This window comes from Pseudoalteromonas sp. UCD-33C, from assembly GCF_001306895.1.
In the GTDB taxonomy this organism is placed as follows: domain Bacteria; phylum Pseudomonadota; class Gammaproteobacteria; order Enterobacterales; family Alteromonadaceae; genus Pseudoalteromonas.
On sequence record NZ_LJTB01000003.1, the window covers coordinates 97,735 to 116,079 of the forward strand.

Annotated in this window: 16 protein-coding genes and 1 tRNA gene; 5 read left to right on the plus strand and 12 right to left on the minus strand. The window is 42.0% G+C overall.

The window, feature by feature from the left end; translation table 11 throughout:
* Positions 1 to 49: 49 nt before the first annotated feature.
* From AOG26_RS08540 to AOG26_RS08585, 10 genes are all read right to left on the minus strand, one after another.
* The gene (locus AOG26_RS08540) at positions 50 to 1,252 is read right to left on the minus strand and encodes a hypothetical protein (protein WP_054562094.1); all 1,203 of its coding nucleotides are present in this window, start codon (positions 1,250 to 1,252) and stop codon (positions 50 to 52) included.
* Positions 1,236 to 2,114, minus strand: coding sequence for a lipoprotein NlpI (gene nlpI, locus AOG26_RS08545; RefSeq protein ID WP_054562095.1), 879 nt, complete (start codon positions 2,112 to 2,114; stop codon positions 1,236 to 1,238). Before nlpI ends, AOG26_RS08540 begins: the two co-directional genes overlap by 17 nt.
* Before the next feature lie 128 nt (positions 2,115 to 2,242).
* Entirely contained in the window at positions 2,243 to 4,372 is a 2,130-nt protein-coding gene (gene pnp, locus AOG26_RS08550; RefSeq protein ID WP_054562096.1) for a polyribonucleotide nucleotidyltransferase, read from the minus strand.
* 242 nt (positions 4,373 to 4,614) lie between these two features.
* Positions 4,615 to 4,884, minus strand: coding sequence for a 30S ribosomal protein S15 (gene rpsO / locus AOG26_RS08555; protein ID WP_054553172.1), 270 nt, complete (start codon positions 4,882 to 4,884; stop codon positions 4,615 to 4,617).
* A 110-nt stretch (positions 4,885 to 4,994) separates the two neighbouring features.
* Complete coding sequence (truB, locus tag AOG26_RS08560) at positions 4,995 to 5,939, minus strand: tRNA pseudouridine(55) synthase TruB (protein ID WP_054553173.1); 945 nt, start codon at positions 5,937 to 5,939, stop codon at positions 4,995 to 4,997.
* Positions 5,939 to 6,343, minus strand: a complete 405-nt coding sequence (gene rbfA / locus AOG26_RS08565) for a 30S ribosome-binding factor RbfA (protein WP_054553174.1) — start codon at positions 6,341 to 6,343, stop codon at positions 5,939 to 5,941. Before rbfA ends, truB begins: the two co-directional genes overlap by 1 nt.
* Positions 6,344 to 6,453: 110 nt before the next feature.
* Entirely contained in the window at positions 6,454 to 9,111 is a 2,658-nt protein-coding gene (infB, locus tag AOG26_RS08570; RefSeq protein WP_054562097.1) for a translation initiation factor IF-2, read from the minus strand.
* Between the two features lie 25 nt (positions 9,112 to 9,136).
* A complete protein-coding gene (gene nusA, locus AOG26_RS08575; RefSeq protein ID WP_054562098.1) occupies positions 9,137 to 10,636 on the minus strand; it encodes a transcription termination factor NusA in 1,500 nt (499 codons plus the stop codon).
* A gap of 38 nt (positions 10,637 to 10,674) precedes the next feature.
* Positions 10,675 to 11,130: a ribosome maturation factor RimP gene (gene rimP / locus AOG26_RS08580; RefSeq protein ID WP_054562099.1), complete on the minus strand. Its 456-nt coding sequence runs from the start codon at positions 11,128 to 11,130 to the stop codon at positions 10,675 to 10,677.
* Positions 11,131 to 11,419: 289 nt separating this feature from the next.
* Positions 11,420 to 11,496 (minus strand) — tRNA-Met (locus AOG26_RS08585).
* Between the two features lie 243 nt (positions 11,497 to 11,739).
* On the opposite strand from AOG26_RS08585, the gene AOG26_RS08590 reads away from it, so the two are divergent.
* Positions 11,740 to 12,201 (plus strand): globin, encoded by a 462-nt coding sequence (locus AOG26_RS08590; RefSeq protein ID WP_054562100.1) that lies wholly within the window; start codon positions 11,740 to 11,742, stop codon positions 12,199 to 12,201.
* Here the strand turns inward: AOG26_RS08590 and AOG26_RS08595 are convergent.
* Positions 12,196 to 12,969, minus strand: a complete 774-nt coding sequence (locus tag AOG26_RS08595) for a DUF4124 domain-containing protein (protein ID WP_054562101.1) — start codon at positions 12,967 to 12,969, stop codon at positions 12,196 to 12,198. The two genes, AOG26_RS08590 and AOG26_RS08595, sit on opposite strands and share 6 nt — an antisense overlap.
* 128 nt (positions 12,970 to 13,097) lie before the next feature.
* Between AOG26_RS08595 and AOG26_RS08600 the strand changes: the two genes are divergently transcribed.
* A complete protein-coding gene (locus AOG26_RS08600; protein ID WP_200907861.1) occupies positions 13,098 to 14,648 on the plus strand; it encodes a cryptochrome/photolyase family protein in 1,551 nt (516 codons plus the stop codon).
* Positions 14,649 to 14,711: 63 nt separating this feature from the next.
* Here AOG26_RS08600 and AOG26_RS08605 read toward each other — a convergent pair whose 3' ends face one another.
* On the minus strand, positions 14,712 to 15,158 hold the full coding sequence (locus AOG26_RS08605) for an Hsp20 family protein (RefSeq protein ID WP_054562102.1): 447 nt from the start codon (positions 15,156 to 15,158) through the stop codon (positions 14,712 to 14,714).
* 329 nt (positions 15,159 to 15,487) lie between these two features.
* Here AOG26_RS08605 and AOG26_RS08610 point away from each other — a divergent pair, with 329 nt between their 5' ends.
* From AOG26_RS08610 to AOG26_RS08620, 3 genes are all read left to right on the plus strand, one after another.
* Positions 15,488 to 15,946 (plus strand): TlpA family protein disulfide reductase, encoded by a 459-nt coding sequence (locus tag AOG26_RS08610; RefSeq protein WP_235377523.1) that lies wholly within the window; start codon positions 15,488 to 15,490, stop codon positions 15,944 to 15,946.
* Between the two features lie 110 nt (positions 15,947 to 16,056).
* Complete coding sequence (locus AOG26_RS08615) at positions 16,057 to 16,320, plus strand: GrxA family glutaredoxin (RefSeq protein WP_054553185.1); 264 nt, start codon at positions 16,057 to 16,059, stop codon at positions 16,318 to 16,320.
* Between the two features lie 147 nt (positions 16,321 to 16,467).
* Positions 16,468 to 18,273 carry a DEAD/DEAH box helicase gene (locus AOG26_RS08620; RefSeq protein ID WP_054562104.1) on the plus strand — a complete coding sequence of 602 codons (1,806 nt, stop codon included), beginning with the start codon at positions 16,468 to 16,470 and terminating at the stop codon, positions 18,271 to 18,273.
* Positions 18,274 to 18,345 lie beyond the last annotated feature (72 nt).

Sequence of the window (18,345 nt, forward strand, 5' to 3'; positions counted from 1 at the left end):
TGCACAACATTTAACCGCTTTGCATACTAAAATAGCAATAAATAGACGATTAGTCAGAAAATTTCTGCTCTTTGGAAGCTGTTGTAAACACTGGCTTTAAGCCTAAAAAGGCAAAATATTCAGAAAACCGAATCGGCTTTGTTAAGGGCTGGTTAATTTGTTTTTGCCAAAGCTCACGGTATTGCTCAGACAAGCTCATTGTTTGGTACTGCATAATCGACCAATTAGGGCTTGGTTTATAGGCTAACTGATTGCTACAAGCGATACTTTTTTGCCAGCCTTTTGGTGGGGAAACCTTATTTGCAATAAACAGATTTGGCGCAACCAGCCCCTGTTGCTTACACAGCCACTGTTGTTTTTGCTCTGGTAAAGCATACTCATCTTCAAAGCCATTGAAATGCATTAGCTCATGTAAAAATACCGCATAAGATTGCGATGAATTGATATGCATAATCCCGCCAAGCACATTAGCAGCCCCTTGCTTTGACATCATCACAATAAAGTCAAAACCTTCAGGCCACGGATGCGCTGCCGCATTTTGCCAGTTACACTTAAGCGCCCCACTACTATCATCACAACTAAACTTATCAGCAACATAAACAACGTCAGTAAAACAAAAGCTGCCTTTTGCAGGCTCAGGCGCTTTACTGTATTGCTGCTTATACTGCTTTAAAGTATCAATGCCCTTGTAATGATCTGTCATCATTAAAATATTAAATTGGCACTGACTGCTTGCTTGTACACTTGATGTTGATAAGGCTAATTGCTGTTGCTGCGCATAAGCTGGGTCAATTTGAGCTGGCGGCATTTGTTGCTGCAACAGCCAAGCTTGCTTGGCATTTCCCTCTGGTAACTTGCCAGCTTTACCTAGGTAACTTATATAGAGCCACTGGTTTGCTCTGACTAACTGCTCCGCTAAGGTTTGTTGCTGATCTGAATTGAATTTAGCAAAGTAAGGCTGCCACCATAATTTTGCTGCGGTGTAATCATGTTGCTGCAAAAACCTGAGCGCAAGCTGATACGCCGCATTACTATCATTAAGCGTTGCTAACTGGCGAAGCTGTGAGTTACTCAGCACTAAATGCTGCAAATTAATGGCGCTGGGTGCCAAATTATAGATAGCTATTGCTTGTGAAGGAGTAGTATTTGCGTAATAAGCGTAAGCGGGAATAAAACGAGACACTGAGCTTGGTACAAAACCCAAGCTCAGTAATAGAATAGCAGTAAAAGAAACCTTAGCTTGCGTTTTCACCAGCCATTAACTCAAGCTCTAAGCGGGCATATTTGTATTCAACAAACTCATGCACATTGGTGGCAAGGGCAAGTCTAAAGTAATCGGCAGCAAGATAGTTATCACCCGCCGCTTGATGCATCTTCGCTAGGTAGAAATAAGCTTCGCATAAGCGGTGCGCATACTCTTGCTCTGAAGTTACACCTTCAATAATGCCAGATAAAAACTCAAACTCACTGATATCACCTAAATAAAGTGCCAACAGTTGGTAACCCCATTGAGACTCATCAACACCCTGCGAGTTAGCTTCTAAATCAATTAAGGCCTGCGCTTTATCAGCTTCTGATTGGGCTAAATAAAGCCATAACACACGATAAGGATCGCTCGGTGAACGATTTAAAAACTGCTGTAAATCATCTTGTGCAAGTGATGGACGGTCACCATAGTAAAGGGCAATACCACGATTTAAATAGGCATACTCGTGTTGCTCGTTAAGCTCAAGTGCCGAATCAAAGAACTCATAAGCTTGTTCATACTGCTGCATTAGTGTGTGATGAATGCCTAAGAAGTTATACACTTCTGCTAGGTCTGGTTTGAGCTTAATCGCACGGTTAAAGTCAATACGCGCCAAGGTCGACATACCTAAGCTGTCAAATAATACACCGCGATCATAATAAAGTTTGGCTTGTTGCTCTGCACTTAAATCAGCACGATTTAGTAGTTCAGAATAGCGAGCAATCGTAATTTCGTTACGAAAATCAGGTGCTAATGGTGCAGTAAAAGGCACATTAACAATAGGGACTGACTCAGGTTGTGAAGTTGTTTGACATGCACTTAAAGAAAAAATAGCCACAGCGGTCAATGCTAAGTGTTTAAAAATCATTAAATTCCTTAATACCTGAATTCTCTGTAGACAAAGGCGAAGCGGATAGGTTTCATTAAAGCATAAAAAAAGGGGCTAAACAGCCCCTTTTTCTTATATCCAGCAAATAACTGGTTATTCAATCATCATTAAGCGTCTTTAGACTCTTCTGCTTTTTCCTCAGCAGCTGGTTCCATTGCTTCTTTGATGCTTAGACGTACACGACCTTGGCGATCTACTTCAAGAACTTTAACTTTAACTTCTTGGCCTTCGCTTAGGTGGTCAGTTACGTTGTTAACACGCTCTGTGCTGATTTGTGAAATGTGCACTAGACCGTCTTTACCCGGAAGGATATTAACGAACGCACCAAAATCAACGATACGTACAACTTTACCAGTGTAGATAGTACCTACTTCTAGCTCAGCAGTTAATTGCTCGATACGCTTGATTGCATCGTTTGCGCTGATGCCATCAGTTGCAGCGATCTTGATTGTACCGTCATCTTCGATTTCAATCGTTGTGCCAGTTTCTTCAGTAAGTTGACGGATAGTTGCGCCACCTTTACCGATAACTTCAGCAATTTTCTTCGCAGGGATTTGCATTGTGTAGATGCGTGGTGCGAATTGAGATAACTCTTCAGAAGGTGCTGCAATCGCCTCGTCCATAACACCTAAGATGTGTAAACGTGCTGCTTTCGCTTGTTTAAGAGCGATTTGCATGATTTCTTTAGTGATACCTTCGATCTTGATATCCATTTGTAGTGCAGTGATACCGTTTGAAGTACCCGCTACTTTAAAGTCCATGTCACCTAAGTGATCTTCATCACCCAAGATATCTGAAAGAACAACGAAATCGTCGCCTTCTTTAACTAGACCCATCGCGATACCAGCAACAGATGCTTTAATTGGAACACCTGCGTTCATAAGTGCTAGTGACGTACCACATACTGATGCCATAGACGATGAACCGTTTGATTCAGTGATTTCTGAAACAACACGGATTGAGTATGGGAAGTCAGTAAGTGTAGGTAGTACCGCAGCAATACCACGCTTAGCTAGGTTACCGTGACCAATTTCACGACGCTTAGGAGAGCCTACAAAACCTGTTTCACCTACGCAGAACGGAGGGAAGTTGTAGTGAAGCATGAAGTGATGCTTGTTAGTACCTGTTAAGTCGTCGATTAACTGTGAATCACGTTCTGTACCAAGCGTTGCAGTTACAAGTGCTTGCGTCTCACCACGCGTGAAGATTGCAGAACCGTGAGTACGTGGTAAAACACCCGTCATTACGTCTAGTGCACGAACCATATCTGGTTCACGACCATCGATACGTTTTTCACCAGCGATGATACGACCACGAACGATTTCTTTTTCTAAAGAACCGAATAGTTTGCCAACTTCTTGCGTATCTAGCTCTTCGCCTTCAGCAAGTTCAGCTGTTAATGTAGCAACAACTTCTTCTTTCGCTGCACCTAGTGCTTCTTTACGCGCTACTTTGTCAGTGATGCGGTATGCTTCACCTACTTTATCAGCAGCAATTGCAGAGATTTTCTCAGCAAGTGTTACGTTTTTCTCTGGTGCAGTCCAATCCCAAGCTGGTTTACCCGCTTCAGCTTTGAACTCGTTGATTGCGTTGATGATAGCTTGAGATTGCTCATGACCATAAACAACCGCACCTAACATCACGTCTTCAGATAGTGTTTCAGCTTCTGATTCAACCATAAGTACTGCGTTATCAGTACCAGCAACAACTAGGTCTAATTGGCTTTCTTCAAGCTCAGCTAGTGTTGGGTTAAGTACGTATTCACCGTTGATGAAACCAACACGTGATGCACCGATAGGACCATTGAATGGAATACCAGAGATAGCAAGTGCTGCTGAAGTACCAATCATAGCAACCATGTCAGGTTGGATTTCTGGGTTAACAGAAACAACTGTCGCGATTACTTGTACTTCGTTTACGAAACCGTCTGGGAAAAGTGGACGGATTGGACGGTCGATTAGACGAGCGATAAGTGTTTCGCCATCGTTAGGACGACCTTCACGCTTAAGGAAACCACCAGGGATACGACCCGCAGCGTACATACGTTCTTGGTAGTTAACTGTTAGTGGGAAGAAGTCTTGACCTGGTTGTGCATCACGCTTACCAACAACAGTAACTAATACTGAAGTGTCGCCAATGCTTGCTAGTACTGCGCCGTCTGCTTGACGAGCGATAGCACCTGTTTCTAGGGTCACAGTGTGTTGACCTAGTTGAAATTCTTTAATAATTGCTTGCACTTAAAAATGTCCTTTAAATGTAAAAGCAACTCAGAGCTGTGCTCCGAATTGGTAAAAAATAGTCCATCAAAGTACCAATTACAGTACTTAATTGTGCTTATGAAAACACGATTAAGTACTACAATTGGCAATGATGTTTTTTAATATCTAAGCAGTATCCACTACCTAGGTGTGCGCTAGTATACCTTTCATGCGCGCACAAAAAAAGGGGCTAAATAGCCCCTTTTCTCGTAATCTAGTTCTTAGCGACGTAGGCCAAGCTCTTGGATTAACGCAGTGTAACGTGCAATGTCTTTACCTTTAAGGTAGTCAAGCAGTTTACGGCGTTGGCTTACTTTGCGAAGAAGACCACGACGTGAGTGGAAGTCGTGCTTGTGGCTAGCAAAGTGACCTTGAAGCTTGTTGATATCGAAAGTTAGAAGTGCAACTTGTACTTCAGGTGAACCAGTGTCGCCTTCAGCGCGTGCAAATTTAGCGATGATTTCAACTTTTTCTTGATTGCTTAGTGACATAGTAACTCCAAAAATTAATTTAAATTGTGTTTTAGCCGATCACTAATTCAGCCAAAACGATTGAGCGGGGCGTATTCTACCCAGCTTTGCTAATAACTACAAGGTAATCTTTACTCAGGCAGTTGATTTGATAAGCCACGCTTTGATTTTAAATGACCGTCTTTATGACGCTCACCGGTACCAATGAACACCCCATCAGCCATTACCTTTACCACACCATCTGGTACAGGCTTACCAATCACGACTGTTTGACCATGACTAAATGCCACGCCCTGCTCTTGAGTAATCTCAATCACAGGTAAATCAACCAAAGCAGTATCCATTGGCAATAGTAGCTCATCTAGGTAGCTTGAAGGCGCAACATCGTCTGCTTTTGCCTGCTGTAGCTTTTCTTCAAGTTGCTCAAGAGTGACCATTTTTTCACTTGGATAATGGCCAACTGCACTGCGATGCAACATGATGACATGCGCACCACAGCCAAGCTTTTCACCTAAGTCGTCAACAATAGTACGAATATAAGTGCCTTTAGACACATGTGCCGTCATTTGTACTTCGTTATTAGCTTCATCAAACTCATCAAGCGTTAAACTAAATACATTAATTTTTCGACACTTACGCGGTACTTCGATACCTTCGCGGGCATATTTATACAAAGGCTGACCTTGGTATTTTAGCGCAGAGTACATCGAAGGGTATTGATCCGACTCACCTAAGAAACTGGCAATTTGCTCAGCTAATTGTTCACGGGTGACCGATACGTCGCGCGTTTCAACCACTTCACCATCTGAATCAGAGGTAGTGGTTCGCTCACCAAGTTTGGCGCGTACAACATAGGTTTTGTCAGTATCAAGCAAGAACTGGGTAAACTTAGTCGCTTCACCAAAACAAATAGGCAGCATACCCGTCGCAAGCGGATCAAGCGCACCGGTGTGGCCTGCTTTTTGAGCAAAGTAAATCCCTTTTGCTTGCTGCAATGCTTTGTTTGATGAAATACCTTGCGGCTTATTAAGTAATAAGATGCCGTCAATAGCACGACCTTTACTGCGTCTAGCCATTAGTCTTTAGTGCCTTCTTCGCTGTCATCTTCGTCAACATGCTTGGCATTGTCTTCACGAATAACTGAGTCAACCAAGTTTGAAATACGCATACCTTCCATAAGCGAGTTATCGATCACAAAGCGTAACTCAGGCATGATGCGCGCACGAATACGTTTACCTAATAAAGAACGAATATAACCCGTTGCTTCATTTAAGATTTTAGCGCTTTGCTTGGCTTTATCTTCATCATCAGTGTTGAATACTGTGATGAATACTTTTGCGTAAGATAAGTCGCGAGATACCTCAACCGCAGACACTGTCACCATACCTAAGCGTGGATCTTTGATTTCGCGTTGAAGAATAACAGCAATCTCTTTTTGAATTTGCTGTGCAACACGATCAGTGCGAGAAAATTCTCTCATTTCATTTCACTCTAAAATAATAACTTATTGATGTTAAAGAATAAGTTAATTTAATTACGAATACACAAATGGGGGCTAGGCCCCCATTTAAAGCAATAACTTAAACGAAATTAAAGTGAACGTTGTACTTCAACCGTCTCGAATACCTCGATTTGGTCGCCAACTTTAACATCGTTGTAGTTCTTAACGCCGATACCACATTCCATACCGTTACGAACTTCTTGTACGTCATCTTTAAAGCGACGAAGTGACTCAAGTTCACCTTCATAGATAACCACGTTATCACGAAGTACACGGATAGGCGCGCTACGCTTAACGATACCTTCAGTAACCATACAACCTGCGATTGCACCAATCTTAGGTGACTTGAACACGTCACGAACTTCAGCAAGACCAATGATCTCTTGCTTGAATTCTGGTGCAAGCATACCTGACATCGCTTGTTTAACTTCTTCAATCAGGCTGTAGATTACGCTGTAGTAACGTAAGTCTAGGTTTTCTGACTCAATTACTTTACGAGCTGATGCATCAGCACGTACGTTAAAGCCAACAACGATTGCGTTTGACGCCGCTGCAAGCGTTGCATCAGTTTCAGTGATACCACCTACACCTGAACCAACAATCTTCACTTTAACTTCATCAGTAGAAAGCTTAGTTAATGAATCAGCGATTGCTTCAATTGAACCTTGTACGTCAGCTTTAAGAACGATGTTAACTTCTGATACATCGCCTTCAGCCATGTTCGTAAACATGTTTTCAAGCTTCGCTTTTTGTTGACGAGCAAGCTTCACTTCACGGAACTTACCTTGACGGTAAAGTGCTACTTCACGCGCTTTACGCTCATCTTTAACTACTGTTGCTTCATCACCAGCAGCAGGGATACCAGATAGACCTAAAATCTCAACTGGGATAGATGGACCCGCAGACTTGATGTCTTTACCGTTCTCATCTTTCATCGCACGTACACGGCCATATTCAAGACCACAAAGTACGATATCACCTTGGTTAAGCGTACCAGACTGAACTAGGATTGACGCAACTGGACCACGACCTTTATCTAGACGCGATTCAATTACAACACCTGCAGCCATACCTTCAGCTGGCGCAGTTAGCTCAAGTAGCTCAGCTTGCATTAATACCGCTTCAAGTAGGTCATCAATACCTAAACCAGTTTTCGCAGAGATGTGTACAAACTGTGTTTCACCACCCCACTCTTCTGGGATAACGTCTAGTTGTGCTAGCTCGTTCTTAACGCGATCTGGGTCGATGCCTTCTTTATCCATTTTGTTTACTGCGATGATTAAAGGAACGCCAGCAGCACGCGCGTGCTGAACCGCTTCTTTAGTCTGTGGCATTACACCATCATCCGCAGCAACTACTAGGATTACGATATCCGTTGCTTTAGCACCACGTGCACGCATTGATGTAAACGCGGCGTGGCCTGGAGTATCTAAGAAAGTAATCATGTTGCCATTCGTTTCAACGTGGTATGCACCAATGTGCTGAGTAATACCACCGGCCTCACCAGAGGCAACTTTTGCTGAACGAATGTAGTCAAGTGTTGACGTTTTACCGTGGTCAACGTGACCCATTACTGTTACAACCGGTGCACGAGGAATCGCTTTACCTTCTTCGCTACGGTCGTTTAGAACTTTCTCTTCTAATTCGTTTTCTTTAACGATAATAACCTTGTGACCCATTTCTTCAGCAACAAGCTGCGCTGTTTCTTGGTCAATCACTTGGTTGATGGTAACCATGTCACCCATCTTCATCATCGTTTTAACAACTTCAGCACCTTTAACTGCCATGCGTGATGCAAGCTCAGCAACAGTGATTGTTTCACTGATACGAACTTCGTTTTTCACGTCAGCTGTTGGTTTTTGGAAACCATGTTGTAAAGACGTTGGTGCTTTAAGCTTGCCTTTCTTACCTTTAGGACCGGCAGCCTGTTTATCTTTTTGAGGTCCTTTTTTCTTTTTCTTACGACGAGCGCTATTCTCTTCACGTGCATCAGATTCATCTTCTGCTTCACGTGCGTAAGTTGAAGTCGTAAGGTGGTGATCAGCGTTTTCTTCACGCTGCTTACGCTCTTCTTCTTCCTTTTTCCAGCGAGCTTCATTTTCTTCAGCTAGCTTTCTTGCCTCTTCTGCTTGACGTTTCGCTTCTTCTTCAGCTTTTCTCAATGCGGCCTCTTCTGCTTCTTTTTGCAGACGCTCAGCTTCGGCGCGATCTTGTTCAGACTTAGCACTTTGCTCTGGGGTCATCTGCTTCTGTTTCGCTTTACGCTCAGCTTCAGCTTTACGTTTAGCCTCTTCTTTGGCTTTACGCTCAGCTTCTTCTTTCGCTTTGCGCTCTGCCTCTTGTTTCGCTTTAAGCTCCTCAGCTTCTTGCTGGGCTTTAAGCTCTGCTGCTTTACGTGCAGCTTCTTCTGCAGCTAAACGCTCTTCTTCTTGCTGTTGCTCAATGGCGCTTTTCTTAACGTAAGTACGTGTTTTACGTACTTCAACTTGCACAGACTTCGCTTTACCTGTAGAGCCAGTTACGCTTAGCGTACTTTTGCTTTTACGTTGCAAAGTCATGCGAGCTGGGCCTTCTGAGCCCGTGCCGCCGTGCTGCTTGCTCAAGTGATCTAATAACGTCGACTTTTCAGACTCAGTTACCATATCACCTGCTTTTTTAGAAATACCGGCTTGTTCTAGCTGCTGTAGTAATTTATCAACAGTTGTACCAATATCTCCGGCTAGTTTTTCAACATTTACTTCTGCCATAGTGTGTAATACCTCCGTTAATAAATTACTCGTCTGCGAACCAACAAATGTTACGCGCAGCCATAATCAGCTTGCCAGCTTCTTCTTCTGAAAGTTCAGTGATGTCTACTAACTCATCAATGCCTTGCTCAGCTAAGTCTTCAAGTGTTACTACACCTTTACTTGCCATAACAAATGCAAGGTGACGCTCTAAGCCTTCAAGCGCTAGTAGGTCTTCTGCAGGTTCTGCACCTTCTAGGCTTTCTTCAGTTTTAAGCGCTTTCGTTGTTAATGCGTCTTTTGCACGTGAACGTAAGATATCAACTGTTTCTTCATCTAAACCGTCAATTTCTAAGAATTCTGATGCAGGTACGTAAGCCACTTCTTCAAGTGTTGAGAAACCTTCGTTGATAAGTAAAGTTGCAAACTCATCATCGATATCTAAGTATTCAGTGAATAAGTTGATTAGCTTATCTGATTCAGCTTCGTTCTTCGCACGCATGTCATCAACTGTCATTACGTTTAATTCCCAACCAGTTAACTGGCTAGCAAGACGAACGTTTTGACCATTACGACCGATTGCTTGTGCTAGGTTATCGGCTTCAACAGCGATATCCATTGAATGTGTATCTTCGTCCATTACGATTGACGCAACTTCTGCTGGTGCCATTGCATTGATAACGAATTGCGCTGGGTTGTCATCGTAAAGAACGATATCAACACGCTCACCACCAAGCTCAGTTGAAACTGCTTGTACACGTGCACCACGCATACCAACACACGCACCTACTGGGTCGATACGTTTGTCGTTAGATTTTACCGCGATTTTTGCACGAGAACCTGGATCACGTGCAGCTGCACGTAGTTCAATCATCTCTTCGCCAATCTCTGGCACCTCAATGCGGAAAAGTTCCATTAGCATTTCTGGCTTAGAACGCGTTACAAATAACTGCGCGCCACGTGCTTCTGGCTTAACTTCGTAAAGAAGACCACGGATACGGTCACCTGGACGGAAGTTTTCACGCGGTAACATATCATCACGGTAGATAACCGCTTCAGCATTGTTACCAAGGTCAAGTACGATTGCATCACGGGTTGCTTTTTTAACAACACCTGTTACTAATTCGCCTTGTTGATCTTTGTATTCTTCAACCACTAATGCACGCTCAGCTTCACGTACTTTTTGTACGATAACTTGCTTAGCCATTTGTGTTGTAATACGGTCAAACTTGATTGACTCAATTTGTTCTTCAACGTAATCACCTAATTGTAGGCTTTCGTCTTCAAGCTGAGCCGCTTCAAGTGTGATTTCGCTGTAAGGGTTTTCTAAAGAACCATCTTCAAGAACTTCAGCAATCTTCCAACGACGGAATGTGTCATAATCACCTGTTTTACGGTCGATTGATACGCGAACTTCGATTTCGCCATCGTGTTTTTTCTTTGTTGCAGTCGCTAATGCGAACTCTAACGCTTCAAAAATCTTTTCTTTTGGAACCGCTTTCTCATTGGAGACGGCTTCAGCAACCAATAATATTTCTTTTGCCATGGGTTATGCCTCGCTTGCCCTATTCCTTCGCACTCGAATTAAAACTTTGCGATGATGTTCGCACGTTCAATGTTACTAAGCATAATCATATGCTCAGCGCCATCTGCTGAAAGTGTGATCATATCACTGCTAACTGATACTAAATCGCCTTTAAAGTTACGACGACCATCTTGCGGAAGCTTTGTACGCACGCGTACTTCTTCTCCTTGCGCCTTCTCGTAGTGATCTTGTTTGAATAATGGACGATCAACACCAGGAGACGAAACTTCCAAATCATATTCATTTGTAATTGGGTCTTCGACGTCTAAAATTGCGCTAACTTGACGACTAACGTCGGCACAATTGTCAACCGTAATCCCTGCATCGTGATCGATATAAACACGTAATGTAGAGTGGCGACCAGCTTGCACAAACTCAAGACCATGTAACTCAAAGCCTAACATTTCAACGGCCGGTGAGAGCATGGCTACTAAATCTTGCTCAAGTTTTGTCACGAAAATCCTCCATACAAACAAAAAAAGGGCATATAGCCCTGAAATACTGAGTTTAATAATGATTTAAAATCACCGCCAAGCAGATACAACAACGCCCCGAACCAAGCGGGGCGTCACACCTAAAGCATAAAACTGTGTGGCCTAGGGCCAAGCTTGGTTGCGAGTCAGTCACCTGACTAAATTAAACTAGATAGCCTAAACGCAAAACGCGCATTACCAGAATGCGCGACTTCATACAGTAAAAATTACTGTGCATACTAAGTACACTTACAATGCCTTAGCATGTATTTGGTTGCGGGAGCCGGATTTGAACCGACGACCTTCGGGTTATGAGCCCGACGAGCTACCAGGCTGCTCCATCCCGCGCCAATAGATATTAAAAGTAACTTAATATCATTTAATCGAGTGTTAAACACCTCAATTCAATGGCGGCTATTATAAGCATGTAGCGCTCAATTAGCAACCTTCCTACATGAATTAGTTAGACTATTTTTTGCCTAAAAATTTTATGACAACCTTGTCATAAAATTTCCCATAACTGAAAATTCTCGTCTATATTTAGTCATATAATAAGAACAACCTATAGCCTTGGCTATTAAGCGATTTACTATGAGTCTATCTTCATTTCAAAAAAGACTGTTACTACAAGATATTGAATTGCTAAAACCGGATTTCCATCAGTTTACAAGCGCATATCATCGCAGTCTTAGTACTCGTCAATTAACCATGACAGTGCCTGAGCAAGAAAGCATAACTAAGCGCAGCTATATTCTTTACTGTGCGCTCAACAAAGTAGTAAGCCACCTCGATGACTTACAGCAAGTCACGCCGTTTATTCATTATTTAGCGAATAATTTGAGCTTTTTAAACGTGTCATTTGAAGATATCGATATCCTTTGCGATGCCTTTATTGATACGCGCAAATCGTATATTCACCACATTAGTACGCAATTACATCAAGCTTGGCTGCAAGCTACGAGAATATTTGCCAACATCGTAAAAAGTTACTTGTTTGCTTATTCAAATGTGGTGTCGTTTAGCGCCTATTGCCCAGCACGCTTAAGCTCATAGTTTGGTCAATTCGCTGTTGAGCCTATCTATTTGTTTTTGTTCAATGGCGATTAAGGTGTTAAAACGACTCGTTAAAGCTGTCATTTTGTCAGCTAGTGCGTTATCGCTATTCGCACCAGCTAAATTACGAGGGCGGCTACTTAGTTGTTGCTCAAGCTCTGACATTTGCATGTTTAACTCACTTTGATAAGTATCTATTTTATTTTCATGCTCTGAAATTTTACGCATAATTTGTTTTGAGCGAATAAAACTAGCAACCTCATTATTAGCAACCGTATTTGCAGATGAAGTTAACGTGTATTTTTCAGCCGTGAGTCTATCAATACTGCGCTGCTCACTGTCGATAAGCACGCCGTAACGCTCAGATACTGCTGTCATTTGTTTGGCGATTGCAGCTTGTTTTTTAGCCCCCACCAAGTTACGTAGCTGAGCATCTGATTGCTCAGTTAAAGCCACTATCTCCCTGTCCATTTTGAGCTTGAATGTGTCAATTTTATTGTTATGTTCTGCTATTTGCGCATCGATTTGCTTTAAGCGGATATAACGGTCGACCTCTGCGGTATCTTTACCTGCTGATGCTTGTGCAGCATTATCTGACGCGCCCGAAAGGTGTGGATTTTGTTCTTTAATGGTAATCAACTTTGCATCTTTGCCACAGGGCTGTTGGCTAAATTCAGCAACACCGTTTTTCTCACAGTGATAAACAGTGCTGTGGCCCAAAGGGCAAACTAACAGGCTTATAAATAGTAAATGTAAGTTAATTTTCATCTCGACCCTTCCTTAGTAGTGACTCATTAAAAATGCCACTAATGTACCTTTTATAGACTATATTTATCGATCTATCTTTGTGATTGCTTCGTAGTTACCTAGATTACTTGCGGCAAAGGCTATTAGAAGTGCAATACACCACCTTAAGATTTATTTTTGGCGATCAACTTAATGCAAGCCACAGCTGGTTTAAAGAAAAATCACAACCAGACACGCTGTATGTCATCGCCGAATTAAAACAAGAAACCAACTACGTAAAGCACCACCTGCAAAAAGTGGTCGTCTTCTTTGCTGCAATGGAAAACTTTGCTAATGCACTGACAAAAGCGAATTTAAACTGCCTGCATCTGACACTCGATGACACACAAGATGATGACTCACTACCAGAGCTACTTACCCGGTTAGCTAGGCATTATCAATGCCAGAACATTGAGTACCAATACCCAGACGAATATCGCCTTAAAAAGCAACTTGCAGACTTTTCACAGCAGAGCGAATTTGATATCAATGCAGTTGATTCGGAACACTTTCTACTACCTTTTAATGATATTGACCAGCACTTTAAGCCAAATAAGCCGGTAAAAATGGAGTTTTTTTATCGTGCTATGCGCAAACGTTTTAATATTTTAATGGACGATGATAATCAACCTCGTGGTGGCAAATGGAATTTTGATCAGCAAAATAGAAACAAGTTAAAACCCAGCGATCTTAAAGAAATCCCAGAACCTTTATGTTTCGGTCACGATGTTAGCAACATCCTTAAACGAGTAGAAATGCACAAACTAAACACCTTTGGTGAGTGCAGCGATACGTTAATTTGGCCAACCACACGCGCTGAAGCAAAGCAGTTACTCGATTTTTTTTGCGATCATTTACTGGTTCATTTTGGTCAGTTTCAGGATGCTATGACATGCCAGTCCCAGTACCAATGGTCTTTGTATCACAGCCGTTTATCGTTTGCCCTTAATACTAAAATGCTGCACCCGATGCAGGTCATCGAGCAAGTGTTAACTAGCTTTGATAAGCAACCTATTGATATTGCGCAAGTTGAAGGTTTTATCAGGCAAATTCTCGGTTGGCGCGAGTATGTACGTGGTATTTATTGGCAAAATATGCCTGATTACGCCAGCAAAAATGCCTTAAATGCAAAGCGCCCCCTACCCGACTATTTTTGGCATGGCAAAACAAACATGAATTGTATGCACCATGCCATTACACAAAGCCTGCAGACAGCTTATGCACACCACATACAACGTTTGATGATCACGGGTAACTTTTGCTTATTAACCGCTATTGAGCCAAGTGAAGTAGATGAATGGTATTTAGGTATTTATATCGACGCCATAGAATGGGTAGAAATGCCCAACACTCGGGGAATGAGCCAATTTGCTGACGGGGGCTTAATTGCCACTAAGCCCTATGCAGCCAGTGGAAATTACATCAACAAAATGAGTGATTACTGCAAACATTGTAGCTACAACATAAAAGAAAAAGCCACTGAGGATGCTTGCCCATTCAACAGCCTATATTGGCATTTTATGTTAGAGCACGAACAACAGCTATCACAAAACCCACGTATCGGTATGATTTATAACAACTGGTATAAACAGGATGAATCTGTACAGCAAGCCACTCTCAAACGGGCTAACTGGTGCTTGGATAATTTAGAAAAGCTTTAACTACAAAAAAGCCGCCTCAAATGAGGCGGCAAAACTAACTAGGGGAAACAATGCTGTTGGGTATTACTTGTTTTCGAGTAATTTACCATTACCGATTTCGATTTTACGTGGTTTTAAAGCTTCTGGAATTTCACGCTCTAAATCGATACTTAGTAAGCCATTTTCAAGGTCAGCGCCAAGCACTTTAACGTGGTCACCTAATTGGAACTTACGCTCAAAGTTACGCTCTGCAATGCCTTGGTGAATGAACTTACGTTCAGCATTATCTTGTTTATCAGCTTTAGTACCGCTGACTTTCAATGTGTTGTTTTCTGACTCAATGGTCAATTCACTGTCACTAAAACCTGCTACAGCCATAGTGATACGATATTTGTCTTTATCGAGTGCTTCGATGTTGTACGGAGGAAAACTTGGCTGCTTGTCTGTGCGAGCTGCCGCATCCATTAATGATGCTAAATGATCGAAACCGATGAATGAACGATAAAGTGGTGATAAGTCTACTGTACGCATAATTATATCCTCATATTTAAGCGATATTTTGTTAGTACTCTTCTATTGAACCAGTGCTAACAAAGTTAAATTAATACTATATATTTCAATTACTTTAGTTTGTTTGGGACCCATCAGGCGTCCTCACTAAACTATTTATGGGCAGGTAAAATCTTTTCAAGATTTTTAGCAAAAAAAATTGTAATTTTTTTAAATCAATTGGAATTTTAACCCCCTCGAACTGGTCTGAATTAGTTGATTTTAAAGGGCTAACAACGTACAAAATAACAATGAAAAAAAATCCAACTTTTTTAAAAAAATTTATCAGTGTGCTAAAAAATGTCGTGTTAATGGCAGTCGTTGTGTATGCCGTGACCGCATTTCAGCAACGTAATTTACTCTCAACTGATAAAACTCCTGCCCCCTATTTTAATTTAGCCACGCTAAAAGACCCAACAGAGCGGATGACCATTGCACAATTACAAGGAAAGCAAACAGTGGTGTATTTCTTTGCGCCTTGGTGCTCAATTTGTCGTTACAGTATGCCAAATTTAGAAAAGGCTCATCAGCAAGGTAAGTTAAATGCCATAGCAATTGCCCTTGATTACCAAAACATTACTGAAGTTAAACAGTTTACCGATTCACTCGAATTAACAATGCCGGTGTTACTTGGCAGTAAAAGTACAGGTCAAGATTATAAAATCAGTGCCTACCCAACTTATTATGTTATTGATGAGCAATTGGCCATTACTGCGCATTCTATGGGTTACTCAACAGAACTTGGCCTTAGGATGCGCACACTTGATTAGCTCAATCGCTTTTAGTGAGAAAAAACAGAATAGTGCAATCGATTTTATGCGCTGTTTTTATTCATTTAATCCGTTAAGATGATAAACACATTCAAATCGAGGAGAGCGATATGTTAACTGTAATTTTTGGCCGTGAAGGCTGCCCATACTGTGTTCGTGCAAAAGACGTTGCTGAAAAACTAGCAAATGAGCGTGACGATTTTAAATACCGTTATATCGACATCATTAAAGAAGGCATCAGCAAAGCAGATTTAGAACAGTCTGCAGGCAAACCTTGCCCAACCGTACCACAGATTTTTATTGACCAAGCCCACATTGGTGGCTTCACTGAATTCGAAGCATACGCTAAAGAAAATTTAGGGTTATATCAATAAATTGTAAACGTGGTTGATTTTGGTAATTTTAAACTGATTAAATTATGACCAACATCAACCACATACAAATTAGTTGTAATTTATACAAGCAATTGCATTGTATTTCCTATACAATGCGCGCCTCTTTAAATTCGTTGAGGCGTATTAATGTCAGAACCAGTCACGTTTGAATCTCTAAATCTTTCTCCTGCAATCCTTAAAGCAGTTGAAGAGTTGGGTTACAAGACTCCATCTGAAATCCAAGCTCAATGTATACCGTTATTGCTAGAAAGAAAGGACGTACTGGGACTAGCGCAAACGGGTACAGGTAAAACAGCAGCATTTGCACTGCCGTTACTAAATAATATTGACCCGTCTGTAAAGCAGCCACAGATCCTTGTTTTAACGCCTACGCGTGAACTTGCGATCCAAGTAGCTGAGGCATTCGAACAATATGCTAAGCATACTCGTGGTGTTGAAGTTTTAGCCCTTTATGGTGGCCAAAGCTATAGCATCCAACTAAGTGCACTTCGTCGTGGCGCGCAAATCATTGTTGCAACGCCAGGTCGCTTAATTGACCACATTAACCGTGGCACAATCAAGTTTGAGAGCTTACAAGCCCTTGTTCTTGATGAAGCAGACGAAATGTTACGCATGGGCTTCATTGATGATGTAGAAAGCATCATGGAGAAAACGCCACGTGAAAAGCAAACATGTCTTTTCTCTGCGACCATGCCTAAGCAAATTCAAAATATCAGCAGCAAGTACATGAATGAGCCTGAGCAAGTTCATATTTCTGCGCGTAACTCAACTGTATCAACGGTTGAGCAAGTATTTTGGAATGCACACGTACACAAAAACAAAGCAATCGTTCGCTTCTTAGAAGCAGAACAATACGATGGTGCAATTGTTTTCGTACGGACACGTAACGACACGGTACAGTTAGCTGAATTACTTGAGCGCGAAGGTTTCTCTGCGGCACCACTTAACGGTGACATGAACCAACAAGCACGTGAACGTACAGTAGATCGTTTGAAAAACGGCCTAGTTGATATCGTTATTGCAACAGACGTTGCTGCACGTGGTCTTGATGTAGACCGTTTAAGCTTAGTAATTAACTACGATATTCCACAAGATTCAGAAGCCTACGTTCACCGTATTGGCCGTACTGGTCGTGCGGGTCGTCAAGGTAAAGCGATTCTTTTCGTAAAACATAACGAGCGTTATTTACTTAAAAATATCATTCGTCATACGAAATCTGATATCGCACAAGTTGATTTACCAACAGCTAAAGTTGTTGAAGAAAAGCGTATTAAAGCGCTTCAAGACAAGCTTACAATTGCTCTTGAAAACAAAGACATCACTTTCTTTAATCAAGTTGCTGCTAACATGGCAGAGAAACTTGAGCTAAGTACTGAAGATTTAGCAGGTGCATTACTTTGTTTAGCGCAGCAACAATCACCAATCAAGGTTGAAGAAGTTAAAGTTCAACCACGTGGCGAACGCAATGAGCGTCGTCGCAATGAACGTGGTGATCGTGGCGACCGCCAAGGACGCGAGCGTAAACCTCGTGAGCCGCGTGAGCGCAACAGCCGTAACATGGGTCCTATGGACACTTACCGTATCGAAGTAGGTCGTGAGCACGGTGTACAAGTTAAAAATATCGTTGGTGCGATTGCTAACGAAGCTGATATCTCAAGCAAGTTCATTGGTGATATTCGCTTACATGATAATCACAGTACGGTACAGTTACCACAGAACATGCCAAAAGATGTGCTTGATCACTTCCAAAAGGTATTTATCTGTAAACGTCCGATGAATATGACGCTAACGCAAGACCAAGGTCCTGCGGCTCCTCGCTCTGAGCGCCCAAGTGGTGATCGTGGTGATAAGAAGCGTAACTTCAAAGACCGTGGCGAAAAACGTGGTGGCCCTCGTAAAGAGCGTCGTCCAGTGAGCTTCACTGCGAACTAATCGAAGCTGTAAGCTGTAAGCTGTAAGCTGTAAGCTGTAAGCTGTAAGCAATAAAAAACCTTGTCATGAGAG

Excerpts from the sequence above, each read along its gene's own strand:
- AOG26_RS08620 (WP_054562104.1), top strand. The coding sequence starts at position 16,468 with ATGTCAGAACCAGTCACGTTTGAATCTCTAAATCTTTCTCCTGCAATC.
- AOG26_RS08590 (WP_054562100.1), top strand. The coding sequence starts at position 11,740 with ATGAGTCTATCTTCATTTCAAAAAAGACTGTTACTACAAGATATTGAA.
- rbfA (WP_054553174.1), bottom strand. The coding sequence starts at position 6,343 with ATGAGAGAATTTTCTCGCACTGATCGTGTTGCACAGCAAATTCAAAAA.
- nlpI (WP_054562095.1), bottom strand. The coding sequence starts at position 2,114 with ATGATTTTTAAACACTTAGCATTGACCGCTGTGGCTATTTTTTCTTTA.
- infB (WP_054562097.1), bottom strand. The coding sequence starts at position 9,111 with ATGGCAGAAGTAAATGTTGAAAAACTAGCCGGAGATATTGGTACAACT.
- nusA (WP_054562098.1), bottom strand. The coding sequence starts at position 10,636 with ATGGCAAAAGAAATATTATTGGTTGCTGAAGCCGTCTCCAATGAGAAA.
- AOG26_RS08615 (WP_054553185.1), top strand. The coding sequence starts at position 16,057 with ATGTTAACTGTAATTTTTGGCCGTGAAGGCTGCCCATACTGTGTTCGT.
- AOG26_RS08605 (WP_054562102.1), bottom strand. The coding sequence starts at position 15,158 with ATGCGTACAGTAGACTTATCACCACTTTATCGTTCATTCATCGGTTTC.
- rpsO (WP_054553172.1), bottom strand. The coding sequence starts at position 4,884 with ATGTCACTAAGCAATCAAGAAAAAGTTGAAATCATCGCTAAATTTGCA.
- truB (WP_054553173.1), bottom strand. The coding sequence starts at position 5,939 with ATGGCTAGACGCAGTAAAGGTCGTGCTATTGACGGCATCTTATTACTT.
- AOG26_RS08610 (WP_235377523.1), top strand. The coding sequence starts at position 15,488 with ATGGCAGTCGTTGTGTATGCCGTGACCGCATTTCAGCAACGTAATTTA.
- AOG26_RS08595 (WP_054562101.1), bottom strand. The coding sequence starts at position 12,969 with ATGAAAATTAACTTACATTTACTATTTATAAGCCTGTTAGTTTGCCCT.